Genomic DNA, 20646 nt, shown 5'->3' on the forward strand with positions numbered 1-20646 from the left:
GCGATCACTGCTCGTAGCAGAGCTCGTCGATGGGGTAGCCGACGTGGCGCTCGCGCCGGGGCAGATACCCCAGGATGCGGTCGCCGGGCTGGAGCGCGGTCGAGTTCAGCACCGCGCCGCCGGGCCCGAGGATGCGCACGTGCCAGTCGTCCTGGACGATCACGTTGACCGCCTCGCCGCCCTCGGCCACGGCGTCGATCGACAGCAGCGGCCGCGTCTCGATCTTCACCCGGCCGACGACCACCGGGCGGCTGCGCCCGTCGGCCCCGACGGCCAGGACGGTGCCGCCCGCGCGCAGTTCGCTGAGGTACCGCGTGTGCTCGCCGTCCGCCAGCGTGTACGACATGATCGCGCCGGCGTTGACCCGGAACGGACGCGTCGGCATGTACGGCAGCGGGTGGGTCTCGCTCACGCAGAGCACGAGCGCCTTGGCCCGCGACCCGACCAGGATGCCCTCGTCGCGGGCGAGGTAGGTGCACGTGTCGACGCAGGCCCGCTCGCCCATCCCGGCGTGGGTGATCGCGGTGACGGTCAGCTCGGTGAGCTCCAGGTCCGGGGAGCGCCGCTCGACCGCGTCCTTGAGCCGGCCCGCCTCGCCGGGCGCGGACGGGGCCAGCATCACCCCGTCCGGGCCGTGCTCGAGCACGCCGAGGAACACGGGCGCGTCCGCGGCCCGCTCGACGGTGGTGACGATGAGGCCGTGCGCGTCGGCCGCCGCGGCCAGCACGATCTCGAGCGGGATGTTCGTCGGGTCGGCGAAGCGCAGCACGGTGACCGGGTCGCGGGTCACGCTCGCGCAGGCCACGGCCAGGGAGTCGGCGTCGGTCACGTCGACGTGGGCGCCGAAGCGCACGCCGGGGTGGCGGGCCGCGAGCCGGCCGGGCTCGCCGTGCTGGACGGGGTCGACGATCACCAGGTCGGCGTCGCCGAAGGCGTCGGGCAGCTCCTTGCCGGGCAGCAGCACCCGGCTCACGGTCGGCGGCAGCCCGGCGAGGTCGGCCGGGTCGTCGGCGACGATCGCGTCGAAGCCCCGGTGGATCGCCTCCTGGCACAGGACGGACTTGAGGCCTTCGGCGGCCCGGATGTCGAGCCAGCACTGCTTCATGGGGGTACTCCTTCTCATCGGGTGCGAGCCGGGATGCGGGCCGGGGTGTGGTGGTGGACGAGCGCGGCGAGACGGCGCACCATCGCGGCCGGCTCGGGGGCGTTGAAGACGAGGCGGCCCGCGGCGACCCCGCCCGCCCCGGCCCGCACGGCGGCGGCGAGGTGCTGCAGGGCGGCGGTGCTGTCCAGCGCGTCGCCGCCGGCCGCGAGCACCGGGATCGGGCTGGCCGCGGTGAGCGCCTCCAGGTCGTGCGCGTCGCGGGGCATCGCCGTCTTGACCAGGTCGGCGCCGAGCTCCGCGGCGACGGCGGCGGCGTGCGCGACGAGCCGCGGGGCGCGGCCGTCGGCGATGCCGGGGCCGCGGGCGTAGACCATGGCCAGCAGCGGCACGCCCCACCGGTCGCAGTCGCCGGCGACCGCGGCCAGGTCGGCCAGCTGCCGCGGATCGGTCCGCGAGCCCGCGTTGACGTGCACGCTGACCGCGTCGGCCCCCAGGTGCAGGGCCTCCTCGACGGAGGCGACGAGCACCTTGGCGTCGGGGTCGGCGGACAGGCCGGTGCCGGCGGACAGGTGCAGGATCAGGGACAGGTCACGGAAACGGTGGGCCGCCACGTGCCGCAGCGCGCCCTTGTGCAGGACCACGGCGTCGGCCCCGCCCTCGGCGAGCTCGCCGACGAGCCGGTCCAGGCCTCCCGACCGTCCACTGTGGATGATCGGGGCGCCGCTGATCGGGTGATCCAGCGGCACGACGAGCAGGCCGCCGGATCCGTTGCGGTACAACCGGTCCAGCCGGACCCGGCGGGCAAAACTGTCATTGGGAGCCACGCCTACCGACGCTAGGCCCGGGCCGGTACACGCCCCACTACCTCAATGGGTAGTGGCCGCCCTCGCCGGCGCGCTGCGACGGTGACGGGCATGACGCATCCGTGGTTGCAGCGTATCGCCGGAGCCGAGGCCTTCGCACTCATCTGCCGGGACGACCGGGTGGAACTGCGCGTCGGGACCCCGCTCGCCTCGATCCCGGACCGGCTGGACTCGCAGGTGGTGGCCGCCCTGCCCTACCGCACGATCGCCGAGCGCGGCCTGGCCTGCGTCGAGGACGGGGCCCCGCCGCTGGCCTTCGCCGTGACCTGGTCCGGCTCCCTGCCGGTGTCCACGGTCCTGCAGCTGCTGCCCGCGCGCTCCCCGGGGCTGCTCGACGGCCGGTTCGACCTCGACGACGAGCAGTACGCGGAGGTCGTCCGGCGGGTGGTGCAGGAGGACATCGGCGGCGGCACGGGCTCCAACTTCGTGATCCGCCGCACCTACCGGGCCCGCATCCCCGGCTTCACGCCCGCCGCCGCGCTGCCGGCCTTCGCCGGCCTGCTGCGGTCCGAGCGCGGGGCGTACTGGACGTTCCTGCTGCACTGCCGCGGCCGCACCCTGCTCGGCGCCACCCCCGAGTCGCAGGCCCGCCTCGACAGCGGGATCGCCGCGATGAACCCGATCAGCGGCACGTACCGCTACCCGCCCGGCGGCCCGACCGCCCGCGGCCTGCGCCGGTTCCTCGCCGACCGCAAGGAGACCGAGGAGCTGTTCATGGTCGCCGACGAGGAGCTCAAGACCATGGCCCGCATCTGCGACGGCGGGGGCCGGCTGCGGGGGCCCTGGCTGCGGCCGATGTCGCGGCTGGCGCACACCGAGTACATCATCGACGGGCCCACCGGGCTCGGGCCGGCCGAGGTGCTGCGCGCGACGATGCCCGCCCCGACGGTGACCGGCAGCCCGATCGCCGCCGCGTGCCGGGTGATCGCCGCGCGCGAGGGCACCGGGCGCGGCTACTACGGCGGGGCGATCGCGCTGCTCGGCCCGGGCGAGCTGGACTCGGCGCTGATCATCCGCACCGCGGAGATCGAGCCGGACGGGGCCGTGACCATCGGCGTCGGGGCGACCCTGGTGCGCCACGGCGACCCGGCGGCGGAGGCGGCCGAGACCCGGGCGAAGGCCGCGGCGCTGCTGGGGGCTCTGGCGGGAGAGCGGGCGGCGGCGGTACCGCCGAAGCTGCCCGCCCTCGAGCGCGCCCTGCGCCGGCGCAACGCCGGCCTGTCCCCGTTCTGGCTCGGCCGGCCGGTGCGGCTGCGCCCGCTGTCCGGCCGGGTGCTGATCATCGACAACGAGGACGACTTCACCGCGATGCTGGCCCGGCTCACCGAGGCGCTCGGGCTGCGTGTCGACGTCCGGCCGACGCTGCGCGACGGCTACGATGCGGTCGTGCTCGGCCCCGGCCCCGGCGACCCCCGCGACCGCGACGACCCGCGCATCGACCGGCTGCACGAGATCGCCGGGCGGCTGCTGGCCGAACGGACCCCGACCCTCGCCGTCTGCCTCGGCCACCAGGTCCTCGCGGACGAGCTCGGCCTGCCGATCCGGCGGCTCGCCCGGCCGGCCCAGGGCGAAGCCCGGCGGGTGCCCGGATTCGGGCGGGTCGGCTTCTACAACACCTTCGTCGCCGTGTGCGGGCCCGCCGAAGGCGCCCCGAGGCATCGCCTGCATACGCTGCGGCTGACCACCGTGCGTAACGGCCGGCCGGAGCGAATGGGGATATTGCGGGATGCCGCGACCGGGGCCGTGCACGCAATGCGCTTGGCACGAGCGCGGTCAATACAGTTTCATGTGGAATCGGTGCTGACCGAGCACGGCCCGGCGATTCTGCGGCGCCTGCTGGCCGAAATCCTGGCCGCCCCGCCGGGCGGGCCGGGACCAGCACGATATCGGGCCGACGGAGGATGCCGTCCGGGTTCGTCCGGCTCCCCCGAATGGCTGTTCAAGTCGATCATCGAGTACCGAGAGAATCACCGCAGGCCAGCAACGATTACCGAGCCGAACTCCGGTAAGACGTCCGACAATTTGGGGTGATTTCGCTGACTGCTCCGGCCGCGGGGACCTTCGGGCGCGATCGGGAACTCGCCGTCCTGCGCACAGCGGTGTCCGGCGCCGCCGAGGGCTTCGGCGGATGCACGATCGTGACCGGCTCGGCCGGCATCGGCAAGTCCCACCTGGTCCGGGCCTCGATCCTGGGCGCGCAGGCGCGCGGGGTCTCGGTCGCGGCCCGCGCCGCGTTCGAGCTCGACCGCGCGGCCCCGCTGATCACCCTCGCGGGGACGCTGCAGCAGCTGCGGCCGGCCGAGCCCGCGATCGGCTGGCTGCGCGAGGAGGACGACGCGCAGTACCGCACCCTGGAGCGGCTCGGCGCCGCGCTGGAGGACTACGCGGCCCGGCGGCCCCTGGTGATCGCCATCGACGACGCCCAGTGGATGGACGAGCTGTCCGCCCTCGCCGTCGCCGAGCTCGTCCCGGCGCTGGCCTCCTCCCCGGTGCGCTGGGTGTTCGCGCACCGCCCGGCCCCGTCCGGCACGCCCGGGCAGCACCTCATGGAGCGCCTCGTCCGCGACGGGCACGAGCAGCTCACCCTCGGCACGCTAGACGACGACGCCGTGCGCCGGCTGTGCGCCCAGGTCGTCGGCGCCGACGTGGACAACACCGTGCTCGCGCTGGCCGGCGGCTGCGACGGCAACCCGCTGCAGATCGAGCAGCTGGTCCGGACGCTGCACCGGACCGGGCAGCTGGTGGTGGCCGACGGGATCGGGACCGTCGTCGGCGAGGAGCTGCCGTCGAGCTTCATCACCATCGTCGACCAGATGCTGCACGGGCTGTCCAGCGAAGCCCAGGAGCTGCTGCAGGCGGCGGCGGTGTTCGGCCGGCCGTTCGCGATCGAGGCGGTCGCCGAGCTGCTCGACGTGCGCCCCGGCCCGCTGGTCAAGCAGGTCAAGGAGGCGCTCGACGCCCGGGTGCTGGTCAACAACGGCGACGAGCTCGAGTTCGTGCACGATCTGGTGCGGCTGGCGGTGTACGGCACGCTGAACCCCGCCGTCGCGACCATGCTGCACCGCCAGGCCGCCGTGATCGCCCGCGAGGAGGGCCGCCCGCCGGTCGAGGTCGCCGAGCACCTGCTCAAGACCGGCCGCACCGGCCGCCGCGAGGCCGTCACGATCCTGCACGAGGCCGCGCTCGAGGTGGCCCCGGCCGCGCCCAGCACCGCCGCCGACCTCATCGAGCGCGCGCTGGACATGATGGGCGAGCACGACCCCGCCCGGGTGGCGCTCGTCGCGGACGCCGTCACGCTGCTCGCCTCGGCCGGCCGGCTCGAGCGGGCGCAGGACCTGGGCGAGACGGCGCTGCGGGCCGGGCTCGACCCGCGCACCGACGCCATGCTCAAGTTCGGGCTGGCCGAGGCGTTCAAGCACGCCGGGCACAACCGGCTCGCGGTGGAGTGGGCCGACCAGGGCCTCGCCGTGCCCGCCGTGCCCGGGTCGGTCGCGGCGAAGCTGCACGCCATCCGCGCCCACGCCCGCTTCTACTCCGGCGACCTGCCCGGGGCCGACGAGGACGGCGAGGCGGCGACGGCGGCGGGGCTGGCCACCGGGGAGTACGCCGCCTCGGTGTTCGGGCTCACCGGCCGCAGCCTCGTGGCCCAGGCCGAGGGCCGCCTCGACGACGCCTTCGGCCACGCCGAGCGCGCGACCGGCATCGCCGACCAGGTGCGCGGCGATGCCGCCCACCGCCACCCGCGGATCTGGCTCGGCGACGCCCAGGCCTGCCTCGACCGCTTCGACGAGGCCGAGGAGACCTACCGCCGCGGCCGCCGCGAGTCCGAACGCCTCGGCACCGCCTGGTCCACGCCGCTGTGGCACTACTACCACGCGGCCCTGCTCACCGCCCGCGGCCGGCTCGACGACGCCGTGGCCGAGGCCGAGGCCGGCGTGGCGATCGCGCTCAACCTCACCGCCTACGCCCTGGCCGTGCCGCTGCTGGGCCAGCTCACCCGGCTCGCCGTCTTGCAGGGCGACCTGCCCCAGGCCCAGGCCCACCTCGCGCACATGCACCGGCGGATGGCGGCCGGCATCACCGCGGCCCCCGAGGACATGTACTGGCCCGAGGGCGTCCTGCAGGAGGCGGTCGCCGGCCCCGAGGCGGCCCTGGCCGCGCTGACCGGCCTGGTCGACGCGCTGCCCACGCGGCCGGTGCTCATCGCGCAGGACCCGACCACCGCCCCCGCGCTCGTGCACCTCGCGGTCCGCGCCGGCGACCTGCCCCGCGCCCGCACCGTGGTCGCCGCGGCCCGCGCCCTGGCCGCCCGCAACCCGCGCCAGCTCTCCCTCGCCGCCGCGGCCGACCACGCCGAGGGCGTGCTCACCGGCGACCCGTGGCTGCTGCGCGGCGCCGTCGAGCGCTTCCGCCGCACCCCCCGCCGCCTCGCCCTCGCCGGAGCCCTCGAGGACGCCGCCCTCAACACCGCCGACGACCAGCAGGGCCGCGCCTGGGCCGCCGAGGCCATCGCCATCGTCACCGACTGCCGGGCCGAGCGCGCCCGCCGCCGCCTCGAGTTCAGCCTCGGCGGCCCCAAGGCCCCCACCGAGCGGCCCGGGTTCCGCCCCGGCTCCCCGCTGCACCGGCTCACCCCGGCCGAGCAGAACGTGGCCCTGCAGGTCGCGCTCGGGCTCCAGAACCGCCAGGTCGCCAGCGCCCTGCACCTGTCCCGGCACACCGTCGACAGCCACCTGCGCAAGATCTTCACCAAGCTCGACGTGCGCAGCCGGGTCGAGCTGGCGAACCTCGTGAACCGGGATCGCTTGAACACGTGATATACGGGGGCACCCACCGGGCCCGAGCATGACCATTGGCGACGAAGGCGTCGCCGATGGCCGAGCGATGGGGGAACACCGGTGACGACACCGTCGAGCGCACAGGTTCTCGTGGTCGGGGCGGGCCCGGCCGGCGCGGTCCTCGCGCTGGAGCTCGCCCACCACAACGTGCCCTGCCTGGTCGTGGAGCGGGCCGTCGCCCCGCCCCGGTACCCCGGCGTCGACCGGCTGACCGGGCACGCGATGGGGCTCTTACGCCGGCTCGGCCTCGCCGCGGTGGTGCAGCGCCACGCCGAGGCGCCCGAGCCCGAGGACGTCGAGTGGCGCGTCGGCCTCGACGACGACCCGGTGCTCGTCTCCTCCCCCGACGCCACCTCCGGCGGCGGGCCCGACCATCGCGTCCCGGCCGCCGACCTCGCCCGGCGCCTGCGCGACGAGCTGCGCCGGCACCCCCTCGTCGACCTGCGCGAGGGCTGGACCTTCACCGGCCTGCGCGTCGAGCCCGACGGCGCCGTCGCCACCGTGCTCGACGTGCACGCGGGCGTGCGGCACACGATCGCGGCGCGGCACCTGGTGGGCTGCGACGGCGCCCAGAGCACGGTCCGCCGCTGCGTGGAGGTGCCGATGGAGAGCCTCGGCAGCCCGGCCCGGCACTGCTCGGTGTTCTTCCGCAGCGCCGACCCCCGCCTGCCCGCCAAGCACGGCAACCCCGTCGTCGTGGTCGTCGGCGGCGTGACCAGCGTGTCGCGCGGCGACGGCGACAGCTGGGTGGCCCACCTGCCGGTCGGCGCCGACGAGCCGGTCACCACCGACCCGGTCGCGATGCTGCGCTCGCGGCTCGGCAGCGGCCTGGAGGTGGCCGAGATCCTCGGTGTCGCCCAATGGGACGACGCCCTGGCCGTCGCCGCGGCGTACCGGCGGGGCCCGGTGTTCCTGGCCGGCGAGGCCGCGCACCGCTTCCACCCGGCCGGCGAGCTCGCCGACACCAGCCTCGCCGACGCCGTCGACCTGGGCTGGAAGCTGGCCGCCGAGATCAACGGGTGGGGCGGCCCGGCCCTGCTGGCCAGCTACGAGGCCGAGCGGCGGCCGGTCGCCCTGCTCGACCGGGAGCTGCTGGCGCGCTCGCTGGAGACCCGGCGCCGGTTCGGCCGGCTCAGCGCCGCCGGGGCCGCCCCGGAGCTGCTCGCCGGGGTGCTGCGGCAGGAGGCGCACCGCCCCGACGCCCGCGCCCTGCCCGCCCGGCACGCGACCTCGGCCGTGGTCTGGCACAGCGGCGCGAGCGGCCTGAGCGGCACCATCCGCCCCGGCGGCCGGGCCCCGGACCTGTCCCTGGACGGCGGTGACGCGCTCGCCGGCCGGTTCGGCCCGCAGCTGACCCTCGTCGACCTCACCGGCGAGGCGGCCGGCGGCCCGCTCGCCGCCGCCGCCAACGGCCGCGGCGTCCCCGTCGTCCACCTGCCCGTGGCCGACGTGAGCGTGCGCACCGGCTGGGACCGCCCGCTCGCCCTGATCCGCCCGGACGGGCACGTGGCGTGGTGCGCCGACACCGTGCCGGCCGACTGGGACGCGGTCCTCGACCTGGTCAGCGGGAAGACCACGTGAATACGTGATGTCCGCAAGGCCTCGCGGAGGCGACGCTCGATACGCCCAGCCCACCACCGACAGGCAGGACAGAGCCGATGAGCATGACGACCCTGGCACCGCCGCTGACGGGTTCCCCGGATTTCGGCAAGGATCTGCGTGACACGGTCGTGAGCCGGTGGCACAAGCGCCTGTCGGCCAACTCGACGGCCAAGCGCAGCCACTGGCGGACCAAGACCGTCTACTTCCGCGCGGTCGCGAGTCTCGTCGCCGCCGCGCCCGGCGCCCCGCTGACCTGGAAGAGCATCGTCGAGGCGGCCGCGCCCAACGGCAGCCGCAGCACGTTCTACGAGGTCGCCGGCGCCCACGCCCGGCATCCGTTGATCGACGCGTTCATCGATGACGGCCGCACCGACTCGATCCAGCTGGCGCTGCACTACCGGCGCACCGACGCCGTCGCCCAGCTGCTCGACGAGGCCAAGGTCTGGTCCTACTGGTCGCACCGCGAGCGCATGCTCGACGCCGTGGGCACCGCGGGCCCGGTCTCGCCGCTCGCGCTCGAGGCCCAGGTGTGCGAGTCGCTGTCGAAGTGGTCGCGGGCCAACCCGCACCTCGCCGCGGCGCTCGGGCACACCCCGCCCGCGTGCGCCGTCGAGGACCTGATGCTGATCCGCGACGGGAAGATGGCGGCGGTACGGGCGGCGAGCCAGCTGACCGAGCACCTGCGACGGGCCGCCTGAGGCTCGCGAGGACTTTTCGTCTTCTCGCGGGCAGGGCCTAGTCTGGCGGGGTGCGACTGCGGCGGCTCGAGCGGCAGTGCCGGCGGCTGATCGCGGACATCGAGGTGCCGGAGCCCTTCGACCTGTCCGTGTTCCTGTCCTACGTCGCCGCGCGCCGGGGACGTGACCTGCACCTGCATCCACAGCCCGCGCCGTCCGGCTCACCGTGCGGGCTGTGGCTCGCGACCGAGCGGGCCGACCACATCTTCTACGCGGCCGGGGCCGACCCGCTGCACCGCCGGCACATCATCCTGCACGAGATCGGGCACATCCTCTGCGACCACAAGGCGCCCGGTCTCGTGCTGCCGGACCTGGACCCGGCGACCGTCGCCCGGGTGCTGCTGCGCTCGACCTACTCGGCGCCGCAGGAGCAGGTGGCCGAGATGATCGCGACGATGATCAGCGGCCGGGTGCTGCGCGGCGGCACCGCCCCGCGCAGCGACGACCCGCTCCTGCAGGGCCTGCAGGAGGCCTTCATCCCGGGACCGGGCCATGGCCTTCGCTGACACCCTCGAGTTCCTGGTGCTGGGCTCGCTGTGGGCGTTCACCATCTGGCGCTTCGCGACGCCGCAGCCGCCGCGGGGCCGGGCCGTCCGGCTGGTGGTCATACTCGCCGCGCTCTCGTTCACGTTCAACCGGCGGGAAGTCTCGTTCGCCACGGACCGGCTGCTGCATGTCGCCGACATATCGGTACCGCTGAAAAATCTGGCGACCGTCGCCGCGTCGGCCGCGATGGTCCACGTCACCAGCCTCATGCCCGGGCCGGTCGCCGATCGTCCCCGGCTGCGCCGCTGGGCCTATGCGCTGCTCGCCGCGACCGGCGTGAGCATGGCGGTGCTGTTCGTGCTGGCGCCGCGCAGCCCCGCCCGCGGCGACTTCGTGGCCGAGCACGCGGGCACGCCGCTGGTCACCGCCTACGGCGTGCTGACCCAGTTCGGCCTGTTCGTCGGCCTCGCGTGCTGCCTGGCGCTGTTCCACCCCGCGGCCGGGCGGGCCGAGCGCGGCACCATGCGCGCCGGGCTGCGGCTGCTCACCGCCGCGGCGCTGGTCGGGCTGCTGTTCATCGCCAACCGGGTCGCGTTCCAGGTCAGCAACGCCCTGGGCAGCGACGTGATGAACGGCCCCGGCGCGGAGAGCCTGTCGCGGGTGATCCTGGCCGCGATGCTGCTGCTGTTCGCCGCGGGCGCGGCCCTGCCGGCGATCGGCGGGCTGCAGCGGTGGCTGGCGCACTACGCGGCCCTGCAGCGGCTGCGTCCCCTGTGGGCGGCGTCGGTGGCGGCCCTGCCGCACGTGGTGCTCGGCGATCCCCCGTCCCGCCTCGCCGACCTGCTCACGCTGCGGGGCGTGGACCTGCGCCTCTACCGCCGGATCATCGAGATCCGCGACGCGCAGTGGGAGCTGGGGCAAGCTCAGCAGGCACCCCCGGACGCCGACACGAGCCTGGTGGAGCAGGCACGTGCGCTCCTGCGGACCGGAAGCGTTGTGGCCACCCCCGATTTGGCGCCGATCCGGCGACCCGGCCACAACGATCCCCCCGATGCCCCCAGCGCCTCGTAAACTTGAGTTGATGGGTGCACGGTGCCCGTAAATCTGAGCTTATGATGGACATTTCCATCCAACCGCCGGGATTGTCAAGGGTTGATGCGATGAGTGAGCCGACACTCGCGGCCAAGCTGGACCGCCTGTTCCGCACGGTCCACCCGGCCGGACGCGGCGAGTACACCTACGAAGAGGTGGCCGCCGCCATCCGCGAGCGCGGCGTCATGATCTCGCACACATACGTGTGGCAGCTGCGCAAGGGCGCCCGCGACAACCCGACCAAGCGGCACCTGGAGGCGCTGGCCGAGTTCTTCGGCGTCAACGCGGCGTACTTCCTCGACGACGACCCGGCCACCGTCCGGCGCATCGAGGAGCAGCTCGACCTGCTGGCGGTGCTGCGCGACAGCGCGGTGCGCTCGGTCGCCCTGCGGGCCGCGGGCCTGTCGGGGCCGAGCCTGGAGGCCATCCACGGCATGATCGAGCACGCGCGCCGGATCGAGGGCCTGACCGACGCCGACTGAGCGCCGACTGACCGTTGACTAGCGTTGACGCGGGCGTCAACGTTTAGCGTGACCTCCATGCGGATCGGCGAGTTGGCGGAGCGGGCGGGCACCAGCACGCGTGCCCTGCGCTACTACGAGCAGCACGGCCTCATCGCCGCGCGGCGCACCGCCAACGGCTACCGCGAGTACGACGAGTCCGACCTGCGCCTGGTGCGCGAGATCCGCTCGCTGCTGGAGATCGGCTTCAACCTCGAGGACACGCGCCCCTTCGTGGAGTGCCTGCGCTCGGGCCGCGCCTCGGGCGCCGAATGCCCGGGCTCGATCGAGGTGCTGGGCCGCAAGCTCGCCGACCTGGACGGGTGCATCGCGCGCCTGCTGGCGGTACGCGGTGTGGTGGAGCGCGAGCTGGCGCAGGCCACTGCCGAGGAGGAGCCCGCATGACGATCGAGGTCACCGACAAGACGTTCGCCGCCGAGGTACTGTCCAGCGACGTGCCCGTGCTCGTGGACTTCTGGGCCGAGTGGTGCCCGCCGTGCCATCGGATCGCGCCGATGCTGGAGGAGCTGGCCACCGAGTACTCGGGGCGCGCCCGGGTCGTGAAGCTCAACGCCGACGAGAATCCGGTCACGGCTCGTGCTTACGGGGTGATGGCAATGCCTACGCTGGCGGTGTTCCGGTCGGGCGAGATGGTGTCGTGGCACGTGGGCGCGCGGCCCAAGGTCAAGCTGCGCGAACAGCTGGACGCTGCGTTGTGAGGTGTTGCGGGCGATAAGTCGGGCGCTCCGCGCCGCGACTTATCGGATTTATACCCCGTCACCAGATTTGTCGGATTCCGGTAGTGCGTGCGTCTTTGCCCAGCACCGGCGCCTTCGCGGGGCATCGGCGTCTTCGTTGGGTGTCGAGGCTTTGGCCTCGGTGGGTGCTCTCCGGCTACTGCTCTCCGCGAGCGGGCTCCCGGGTCGCGGCGCGGCTCCCCGCGGCGCGGCTTCCCCGCGGCGCGGCTTCCCCGCGGCGCGGCTTCCCCGCGGCGCGGCTCCCGGCGGCGCGGCTTCCCCGCGGCGCGGCTTCCCCGCGGCGCGGCTCCCGGCGGCGCGGCGTTGCGGGGGCGGGTCCCCGGGGCGGCCTCTGGTGCGGCCACCGGCGGCTCCCGGCCACGAACTTCGGCGGCGATCTCCGGGAGCATCTCGGAGCGGCGGTCTTCGGTCGGAGCCGAATCACGGGTGGCGGGGCGGTAAGGGAAGACTACCCTTTGCACTGTGTCCGTCCTTCCGCCCGGGCCACCGCGGCCCGCCCCCGTGCCCCACACCGGCCGGGTCGTGCGCGCCGAGCGCCTGACCCCGAACATGCACCGCGTCGTGCTCGGCGGCGACGGGCTGTCCCGGTTCGCCGTGGGAGAGCACACCGACCACTACGTGAAGCTGATGTTCCCCCGCCCCGGCGTGGACTATCCGCAGCCGTTCGACCCGGTGGACGCCCGCGCGACGATGCCGCGGGAGCTGTGGCCGGTCACGCGGACGTACACCGTGCGCGAGTGGAACCCGGACACCCGCGAGCTCACGCTCGACTTCGTGCTGCACGGCGACAGCGGGCTGGCCGCGCAGTGGGCGGTCAACGCCCGCCCCGGCGACGAGCTGCACTTCGGCGGCCCCGGCGGCGCGTACTCGCCCGACCCCGCCGCCACCTGGCACCTCCTCGCCGGCGACGAGAGCGCCCTGCCCGCGATCGCCGCCGCCCTGCCCCACATCCCGGCCGGCGCCACGTGCACCGCGTTCGTCGAACTCGGCAACCCGCAGGACCGGCAGGACATCCCCGGCATCACATGGCTGGACCGCGGCACCGGCCCGATCGGCTCGGCGCTGGTGCCGGCCGTGCTCGCGCTGCCGTGGCCCGACGCCGGCCCGGAGGCGGTGCACGCCTTCGTGCACGGGGAGGCGACGTTCGTGAAGGAGCTGCGACGGTACCTCCGGATCGACCGCTCCCTCCCCCGCGAACGCATGTCCGTGTCGGGGTACTGGCGCCTGGGTCACGACGAGGACGGCTGGCAGGCCTCGAAGCGCGCGTGGAACGCCCAGATCGAGGCCGAACAGGAGCCGGCCTTCTCGTAGCCGCTCGTCGCCCCCGGCGCCGCCGCTCGGGAGAGGCGCCACCGCTGCGACGCCGGCCGTGATGCTGTGCCCGCACCACAGCGTCACGAGCGCCCGCACCACAGCATCACGAGCCGCTCGCGGCATCGGGGGGGGCCACCCTACGATCCCGGCGGCGACTCGCACGCGCGGCCAGCAACTCGCACACGCGACCAGCAACTCGCACACGCGACCAGCAACTCGCACACGCGGCCAGCAACTCGCACACGCGGCCAGCAACTCGCACACGCGGCCAGCAACTCGCACACGCGGCCAGCAACTCGCACACGCGACCAGCAACTCGCACACGCGGACAGCAACTCGCACACGCGACCAGCAACTCGCACACGCGACCAGCAACTCGCACACGCGGCCAGCAACTCGCGGGCCCGGCTACAGGACCGGCGCCGTGAGGCTGCACCCCCTCGGCGCGCCCGAGGCCGGGGTCGGCCAGCTCGACGACCCGGCCGGTCACGAGCCGGTGCATCCGGCCCTCTTCGCAGGGAGCGCCGACGCCGCCCGGGAGCCGAGGGTGGCGGGATGGCTGCGGCCCGGCGCCGGTTATGAGCCGGTGCCGTGGCCCTCCTCGAAGGAGCGCCGCTTGCGTTTGCGCCGCTCGACGCCGACGCCGCCCCACATCGCGAACCCGGTGACGATGATCCGCGGGGCGCCGTGGCGCCCGGGGCCGGACGCGTCGTGCCCGAAGCCGCCCATGAGCCCGCTGCCGGTCACGTGCACCTCGGCGTCCTCCGGCACGATGACGTTCACGCCGCCCATGAGGGCGAACGCGCGGATCCTCACCTCGCCGTGGAGCATGCGGGCCTCGCGCAGATCGACGGTACCGCCGCCCCAGAACGCGAAACACGTAAACACCTTCGGCACCACCCAGGCGCCGCGGCGGGTGAAGCCGCTCATGACCGCCACGGCCGAACCGGTCGCGGGCACGTCGCCGGGGCGGGGCGGCACGCCGTCCATCATCGGCAGCGGGGCCGAGCCGGCGGTGGGAAGGTCGCGGACGACGGGCTCCAGATCGGCGTACGTGCGGGCCGCGTACACCGCGTGCAACCGCTCATCGACCTCGTCCAGATCGAGCCGCCCCTCGGCGGCCGCGGTGCGCAGCACTTCGGCGACCCGCTCCCGGTCGGCGTCCGAGGCGCGCAGCTGTCGCGGGTCGATGCGCTCGGGCAGATCGGCCATGGCGAACAGCGTAGGCCGTACGCACACCATCGCGGGACCCGGATCGCGCCGCTTCGACCACGCCACGCACCCACGCCAGGGCTCGCTCGACCCGGACCCGGACCCGGACCCGGCCACTGACCGCACTGCCGCACGGCCCCGCTGCGCGCGGATCTGCTCGCGCGGGTCCGCTTGGCACGGCTCCGCTGCGCGCGGGTCCGCCGCGCGCGGGTCCGCCGCGCGCGGGTCCGCCGCGCGCGGGTCCGCCGCGCGCGGGTCCGCCGCGCGCGGGTCCGCCGCGCGCGGGTCCGCCGCGCGCATCTGCTCGCGCGGGCCCGCTCCGCGCGGATCGGCTCGCACGGGTCCGCTGCGCGCGAATCTGCTCGCACGGGTCCGCTTGGCACGGGTCCGCTCCGCGAGGATCTGCTCGCAAGGTTCCGCTCCGCGCGGGGCTGCTCCGCGCTCGCGGTGTGGGCGGGCGTGTCGCGAGGTCGTGTCGCGCACGGCCACTGCGCGTACGTGCGTGCCGGGTGCTCGGTTGTGCGCGGGTCGTGGGTGGCGTGATCGGCCGGTCGGTCATCACGTGCGTCGGCCGAGTGGCTGCGTGGTGGGTGACGAACAGGCGGGCGGGTGCCGATGCCGCGGCGCGGAACGGCCGTCACGCGAGTCCCCCGTGGGGCGCGGGCGCGGCGACGAGCGGGCGGCCGCGCATCGACGCGCGGTCACGATTCGGGTGTCACGCGGGTCGGCCGTGCGGGTGTGAGTTGGCCCCCCGGAGGGCGGGTCCGGGTCGGCGGGAGCGACGTTCGGTGCCGTACGAGTGACCGATTGTCCACTGTGGTCGCGACACGTCCGGAAAATTCGGGATAAAACGGTCTCGACGCGTATCCTGCCCGAAACAACCTCTTCGCAAACCGAAGACTTGCGCAAGGGGCTCGGTAGCGTTTTGGATGTGCTGGCGGGCCGTGTGCCACCGTCCGTGAGCGGCGGCGTCACAAGCTTCCCGATCGTATGGAGGATCGATTCATGACCCATGGCGGGGATCTGTTGACGCAGCGCGACGACGCCGCGGCGCGGCCCAACTTCACGCAACAGGTCCGGGGCTACGACAAGCGCCAGGTCGACCAGTACCTCAACCAGCTCGACCGGCAGATCGCGAGCCTCACCAACGACCGTAAGCGCGCGGCCGGTCAGGCTCAGGATCTGACCAACCAGGTGCAGGACCTGACCGCACAACTCAAGCAGCTGCAGGCGGAGCTGGTCGAGGTGAAGCAGCGGCCGGCCCGGGTCGACCGCGCCTCCTTCCGCCACCTCGGCCCGATGGTCGACCAGATCCTCGCGCTGGCCGAGAAGCAGGCCGGCGTGATCATCGACAACACCGAGCAGAAGGCCGCCGAGCACCAGGCGAACGCCGAGAAGGCGCTCGCCGAGGCCAAGGAGCGCGCCGAGAAGCTCATCGCCGACGGCGAGGCCGCGCGCGAGCGCGCCGAGGCCGAGGCCAAGCGCATCCACGAGCAGAGCGTCGAGCACATGGAGAAGACGCGCTCCGAGGCCGACGCCCTGGCCGAGGCCGCGCGGCAGCAGGTGCTCGCCGAGGTCAAGGCCGGCCGGGCGCAGGCCCAGCAGGAGCTGGCGCAGTGGAAGGCCGCGGCGCAGCGCGAGATCGAGGAGCTCAAGGCCGCCTGCGACCGTGAGCTCACCGAGCAGCGCCAGACCACCGAGCGCGACCTGGCCCAGCAGCGCCAGGCCTCGGACCAGAAGAACGCGGCCCTGCACGCGGACGCGCAGAAGTTCGCCGCGGACCTGCGCAAGCGCTCCGAGGAGGAGAACGCTCGGCATCAGCAGCAGCTGGCGGCGGTACAGCAGGACATCCAGGCTCGCCAGAAGGCCCTCACGCAGCTGCAGACGGAGCTGGAGTCGACCCAGACCAAGCTGGCCGACGCCCGCCGCGAGTCGACGGAGCTCGGCCGCGAGGTGACGACGCTGCAGCAGCGCCTGGGCGAGACCAAGCAGAGCCTCACCAGCGAGCTGACCCGCCTCGAGCACGCCCGCCAGGCCGCGGACTCGGCCGAGCGGCACGCCAAGGAGGTCCGGGCGCGGGTCCAGCGCGAGGCGAAGCGCGTGGCCGACCTCGCCGCGGCGGCGGTCATGGCCGCGGCGGCCGGCGGTGGCGGCGACACCGGCGAATACCCGAAGGTGCCCACCCCGGCCCGCCAGCTCCCCGAGCAGCTCCCGACGCAGCCGGACAGCGCCTCGGCCCAGGACGCCCGCCGCGAGGAGCCGGCCCCCGAGCAGGCCTGACACCGCCCTCTCAGTTCCCGTAACACGTTCGTCTCAGCACTCCGAACGGCCGCCGCGATGTGTCGCGGCGGCCGTTTCTGTTCGCCGCGCGCGGTCGCGTCACCGGCTGCTGCGCGATCGACCGGTCGGGGCAGGAGAGCCGGAATGCATCGGCTTCATGGGCCGCGCGGGGGTGTCGAACGGCCGCCCGGAACGCGTCCGCGCGCCGGTGCCGATGGCGCGTGGATTCCTCTAGCGTCCAGCGTGGTGTCGGACTCGCGGAGGTGGTGGGCGTGAGGATCGTGGCCGTCGTCAACAACAAGGGCGGCGTGGGCAAGACGACCATCACCGCCAACCTCGGCGCCGGACTCGCCGCCCGCGGGCTCAAGGTTCTCATGATCGACCTCGACCCGCAGGCGAGCCTCACCAAGTCGTTCTTCACCGTCGACGAGTCGCAGCTGTTCCTGTCGAAGCTGCAGACCGTCGGCGCGTGGTTCCGCGCGCCGGACAAGGGCCGCGCGCAGGTGCTCGCCGATCTCGTGTTCAGCCCGCCGCGATGCAACGCGCTGATCGGCAAGCAGGGCGGCTGGCTCGAGCTCGTACCGTCGGATCCCCTCATCATCAACTCCGAGAGCCTCATTCCGGGCGCCGTGGACAACTCCGGTCACATCAAGCCGTCGAAGTTTGTCGCTCTGCACCGGCGGCTCGCGGAGGATTTGAGCGATCCGGCCTTTTCCAAGTACGACGTCGTGCTCGTCGACTGCGCGCCCGCGTTCTCGCTCACCACGAAGATGGCGACGGTCGCCGCCGACATGCTGCTCATGCCCGCCCGGCCCGACTTCCTGTCCACCGAGGCGATTCAGGTCATGGGCCAGCGGCTCCTGGAGCTGACGAAGGCGTTCAACCAGCACCGCGAGGCCGCGCCGGCGGAGGCTCCGCCGATGCGCATGCCGCGCGTGGCCGTGCTGTTCACGATGGTGCAGTGGTACAACGGCAGCCCCATCGACGTGCAGGCCCAGTTCATCAACGAGGTGAAGGCGCTGGGCGTGCCCGTGTTCGACACGCTCATCCGGGACCGCAGCAACGCGTACGCGGCGTCGGGCCGCCACGGGGTGCCGACGATCATGGCGGGCGGCGTGGCCCCCGAGGTGCGCGCGAACCTGCACGACTGCGTCGACGAGCTGCTCAAGATGTTCGAGAGGTTGTGACGTGACCCAATCCCCCAAGCTGGCCGCGCTCGCGCTCAACGAGATCGGCCGGCTCCTCGGCGCCCTGACCGAGGAGCAGCTGGCGGCCCTGGCCGAGGGCCGCGCCCACGTCGAGTTCCGCGGCACCGACGGCACCGTGGCCGCCCTGCCCACGGCACCCGCCCATGCCAACGCGGACGACGAGCGGGCAGGCGGCGGGCAGCCGGCCGGCGAAACGGCGGCGGCCGCGCGCGCGAAGGCGAAGCCGACCCGCTCCGCCGTCGACCTCGACGCGATCATCGCCGACATCAAGGGGCTCACCGAGGAGGACGCCGTCGAGCGCTACCTCATCGGTCGCGACAAGGAGCTGTCGCTCCCGCTGATGCGCGAGCTCGCCGACCGCATCGGGTCGCCGGTGACGTCGAAGGGCGCCAAGTCGAAGGCCCAGCTGCGCAAGAACATCGCCGCGGGGACGGCGGGCCTGCTCAATCGCCCAGCGTCGGTCTTCTCAGGCAGCTGGGACCGCTAGCCGACCGGCAGCCGGGACCGCGGCCGGCACCGTGAGCCGGTGCCGGCCGGGGCAGCGGGGCCGGCTAGTCGGTGCTGCTGGCCGGCAGCGGGATCCGCTCGCCGGCCCAAGGCTTCTCCTCGACCGCCGGCAGATGCGCCACCGAGCGCATGGACACCCGCTCCCGCTCGATAATGTCCGTCCACTCCTGCGCCGTGCCGGAGACGACGAACGGCCCGATCGGCACCTCGATCGCGTCCTCGAGCACCTGCACCGGTACCGACTCGCCGTTGATCTCCACGTCGCCGTCCCGGCCCTCGGTGCAGGCCGCCTCGATCGCGGCCGCGAAGTCCTCCATCTCGGTCGCGCCCGTCCACTCCACGCCGGTGCCGGACGCGCGGAAGAGCAGGCGGCCGGGGATCCAGGCGCTGCCGTACAGCACCATCGTGAGCTTGTAACCGTCGCTCGTCGTGGCCGGCCCGCTCGGCAGGGCCTGGTCGAGCCACTTCGGGCGGAACGACGCGAGCAGGTCGGTCATCGCCTCGGCCAGCAGCCGCCGCCGCTGCGCGAGGAACCGGGGGAACGCCGCCGCGGCGCGCAGGTCCTCGTCCAGCGGGATGAGGTGGGCCTGGAGGGTGTCGGCCTCGACGCTCGGGAAGTAGTCGACGGGCGAGCGGTCGCTGATCTTCAGGTTGGCCTTGCGGGAGATGAAGGCGAGGTTCGCCAGGTCGTTGATCTCGCCCTTGTCGTAGCGGTCGAGCGTCGCCACGGGGTGGACGTGGTGGTACTGCAGCTGGAAGTCGTCGCTCTCCCCCGGCATGATCGACGTCGCGAACCACCAGTCCCGGGCGCCGTTGCGCTGGGCGACGAGGAGGCTCAGGAAGAAGTACGGGCTCTCCTTCGACCGGCCCGCCAGGGAGTCCGCGGTGATGCTGGGCACGGCCTGCAGGACGCCGAGGTTGCGCAGCAGCTCTCGGGCCGGGTCGGGTTTGCGGGCGGCCTGGATGTCGCGGGCCAGGTTGGTGTCGGAGGACGTCGAGTAGCGGGCCCGGATCGTCGCGATGAGCAGCCAGTAGAGCAGCGCGTCGGCGGTCTGCTGCTCCATCGGCCCGTCGGGGCGCTCGCCGAGCAGCACGATGAGCGGGATCAGGGCCACGAGCGAGGGCAGCGGGCCGGACCGGGCGAGCCTGAGGTTCGCCTTCAGCAGCGGGACCAGGTGCCGCAGGCCGCGCTGCACCGTCTCCCACGCCTTGGCCAGGTCCGCCTCGCCGACCCGGCTGAGATCGTTCACCGACCAGGAGGACATGCCGCCGCCGAACAGTACGCCGGCGAAGGCCCGGGCCAGGAACTCCACGTCGAGGTCGCCGTAGCCCGCGCGCCGCCAGTGGCCCGCCTCCTTCTGGAACTTGTCCAGCACGCCGGGCCACTTGGCCGAGAGCGTGGACATCGCCAGGTCGGCCCGGCTGAGGTGGCGGCCCGCGCTGTTGACCCGCACGAAGATCTCGGAGACCTCCTGGTAGCCGCAGTCGCGCAGCGTCTCGACGTGGAACGTCCGCTCCCCGAGCGAGCGGACCGCGCCGACGCGGTCCTCGATCTCCCTTTCGTCGAGCTGGCAGCCGGAGGCCCGCAGACGCCTGATCAGCGAGACGAGCGACTCGTCGCGCCGCAGCAGCGAGTACACCTTGATCCAGCTCGGATCCGCCTGCGTCGCCGCGCTCTGGTTCTGGAATCGCTCCCTCTCGACGTGGAAGACGATCTGGGCCTCGGGGTGGTCGTGGAAGACCCGGTGCAGGGAGGTCAGCCGCTGCTGGCCGTCGAGGAGGTAGAGCGGCGGCTGGACCGGCTGCTCCGCGGCCGCGGTCACCGCGAGCTCCCGCGTGGCCGGGGCCTCGTCGGACTGCCAGAACAGCAGCGAGCCGAACGGGAAGCCCCGGTACAGCGAGTCGACGAGCTTCGCGACCTGCGTCGGGCGCCAGACGTAGCTGCGCTGCAGCTCCGGCAGCCGGATCTCGGTGCGCGAGATCTGCCGCATCAGCTCACTGACATGCAGGGTCGCCCGGTCGATGTGCATGGCAGCGATCCTTCCCGCGCGGCGGCGGGCACGGTAGCGCCCGGTCGCGCTTGTCGGGACGGATGGTCCGGCACGGATGTCGGGCCGAAAGACGTTGCATTCCGCGTCCGCCGC

General features: G+C 73.9%; 17 protein-coding genes. 13 read left to right on the plus strand and 4 right to left on the minus strand.

The genetic code is table 11. The features are described from left to right. Positions 1-4: 4 nt before the first annotated feature. Both ACQP1P_RS34980 and ACQP1P_RS34985 read right to left on the minus strand, forming a co-directional pair. Positions 5-1105: a 3-dehydroquinate synthase II family protein gene (locus ACQP1P_RS34980; RefSeq protein WP_433077604.1), complete on the minus strand. Its 1101-nt coding sequence runs from the start codon at positions 1103-1105 to the stop codon at positions 5-7. A gap of 14 nt (positions 1106-1119) precedes the next feature. Beyond that, the gene (locus ACQP1P_RS34985; RefSeq protein ID WP_433077606.1) at positions 1120-1929 is read right to left on the minus strand and encodes a 2-amino-3,7-dideoxy-D-threo-hept-6-ulosonate synthase; all 810 of its coding nucleotides are present in this window, start codon (positions 1927-1929) and stop codon (positions 1120-1122) included. Between the two features lie 90 nt (positions 1930-2019). Between ACQP1P_RS34985 and ACQP1P_RS34990 the strand changes: the two genes are divergently transcribed. The 10 genes from ACQP1P_RS34990 to ACQP1P_RS35035 all read left to right on the plus strand — a co-directional run bounded on the left by ACQP1P_RS34990 (position 2020) and on the right by ACQP1P_RS35035 (position 13292). Next, a complete protein-coding gene (locus ACQP1P_RS34990) occupies positions 2020-3999 on the plus strand; it encodes an anthranilate synthase family protein (RefSeq protein ID WP_433077608.1) in 1980 nt (659 codons plus the stop codon). After that, positions 3996-6785: an ATP-binding protein gene (locus ACQP1P_RS34995; RefSeq protein ID WP_433077610.1), complete on the plus strand. Its 2790-nt coding sequence runs from the start codon at positions 3996-3998 to the stop codon at positions 6783-6785. The genes ACQP1P_RS34990 and ACQP1P_RS34995 overlap by 4 nt, the downstream gene beginning before the upstream one ends. A gap of 81 nt (positions 6786-6866) precedes the next feature. Then, positions 6867-8387, plus strand: coding sequence for an FAD-dependent monooxygenase (locus ACQP1P_RS35000; protein ID WP_433077612.1), 1521 nt, complete (start codon positions 6867-6869; stop codon positions 8385-8387). A 77-nt stretch (positions 8388-8464) separates the two neighbouring features. Further along, entirely contained in the window at positions 8465-9106 is a 642-nt protein-coding gene (locus ACQP1P_RS35005; RefSeq protein WP_433077614.1) for a hypothetical protein, read from the plus strand. A gap of 50 nt (positions 9107-9156) precedes the next feature. Beyond that, positions 9157-9651 carry a hypothetical protein gene (locus ACQP1P_RS35010; RefSeq protein WP_433077616.1) on the plus strand — a complete coding sequence of 165 codons (495 nt, stop codon included), beginning with the start codon at positions 9157-9159 and terminating at the stop codon, positions 9649-9651. Further along, positions 9638-10702, plus strand: coding sequence for an MAB_1171c family putative transporter (locus ACQP1P_RS35015; protein WP_433077618.1), 1065 nt, complete (start codon positions 9638-9640; stop codon positions 10700-10702). Before ACQP1P_RS35010 ends, ACQP1P_RS35015 begins: the two co-directional genes overlap by 14 nt. Before the next feature lie 89 nt (positions 10703-10791). After that, positions 10792-11205 carry an XRE family transcriptional regulator gene (locus tag ACQP1P_RS35020; protein ID WP_433077620.1) on the plus strand — a complete coding sequence of 138 codons (414 nt, stop codon included), beginning with the start codon at positions 10792-10794 and terminating at the stop codon, positions 11203-11205. Positions 11206-11262: 57 nt separating this feature from the next. After that, positions 11263-11628: a MerR family transcriptional regulator gene (locus ACQP1P_RS35025; RefSeq protein ID WP_433077622.1), complete on the plus strand. Its 366-nt coding sequence runs from the start codon at positions 11263-11265 to the stop codon at positions 11626-11628. After that, positions 11625-11942, plus strand: a complete 318-nt coding sequence (trxA, locus tag ACQP1P_RS35030; protein WP_433077624.1) for a thioredoxin — start codon at positions 11625-11627, stop codon at positions 11940-11942. Before ACQP1P_RS35025 ends, trxA begins: the two co-directional genes overlap by 4 nt. Before the next feature lie 501 nt (positions 11943-12443). Next, a complete protein-coding gene (locus ACQP1P_RS35035; protein WP_433077626.1) occupies positions 12444-13292 on the plus strand; it encodes a siderophore-interacting protein in 849 nt (282 codons plus the stop codon). Positions 13293-13871: 579 nt separating this feature from the next. Here the strand turns inward: ACQP1P_RS35035 and ACQP1P_RS35040 are convergent. Further along, positions 13872-14507 (minus strand): DUF1707 domain-containing protein, encoded by a 636-nt coding sequence (locus ACQP1P_RS35040; protein WP_433077628.1) that lies wholly within the window; start codon positions 14505-14507, stop codon positions 13872-13874. 1005 nt (positions 14508-15512) lie between these two features. Here ACQP1P_RS35040 and ACQP1P_RS35045 point away from each other — a divergent pair. The 3 genes from ACQP1P_RS35045 to ACQP1P_RS35055 all read left to right on the plus strand — a co-directional run bounded on the left by ACQP1P_RS35045 (position 15513) and on the right by ACQP1P_RS35055 (position 18482). Further along, positions 15513-16787 carry a hypothetical protein gene (locus tag ACQP1P_RS35045; RefSeq protein WP_433077630.1) on the plus strand — a complete coding sequence of 425 codons (1275 nt, stop codon included), beginning with the start codon at positions 15513-15515 and terminating at the stop codon, positions 16785-16787. Between the two features lie 272 nt (positions 16788-17059). Further along, entirely contained in the window at positions 17060-17974 is a 915-nt protein-coding gene (locus ACQP1P_RS35050; protein WP_433077632.1) for a ParA family protein, read from the plus strand. 1 nt (position 17975) lies between these two features. Then, positions 17976-18482: a hypothetical protein gene (locus tag ACQP1P_RS35055; protein WP_433077634.1), complete on the plus strand. Its 507-nt coding sequence runs from the start codon at positions 17976-17978 to the stop codon at positions 18480-18482. A 64-nt stretch (positions 18483-18546) separates the two neighbouring features. On the opposite strand, the gene ACQP1P_RS35060 is transcribed toward ACQP1P_RS35055, so the two are convergent. Further along, positions 18547-20532, minus strand: a complete 1986-nt coding sequence (locus tag ACQP1P_RS35060) for a GmrSD restriction endonuclease domain-containing protein (RefSeq protein WP_433077636.1) — start codon at positions 20530-20532, stop codon at positions 18547-18549. Between the last annotated feature and the right edge of the window lie 114 nt (positions 20533-20646).

This window comes from Dactylosporangium sp. CA-052675, assembly GCF_050947935.1.
Taxonomy (GTDB): domain Bacteria; phylum Actinomycetota; class Actinomycetes; order Mycobacteriales; family Micromonosporaceae; genus Dactylosporangium.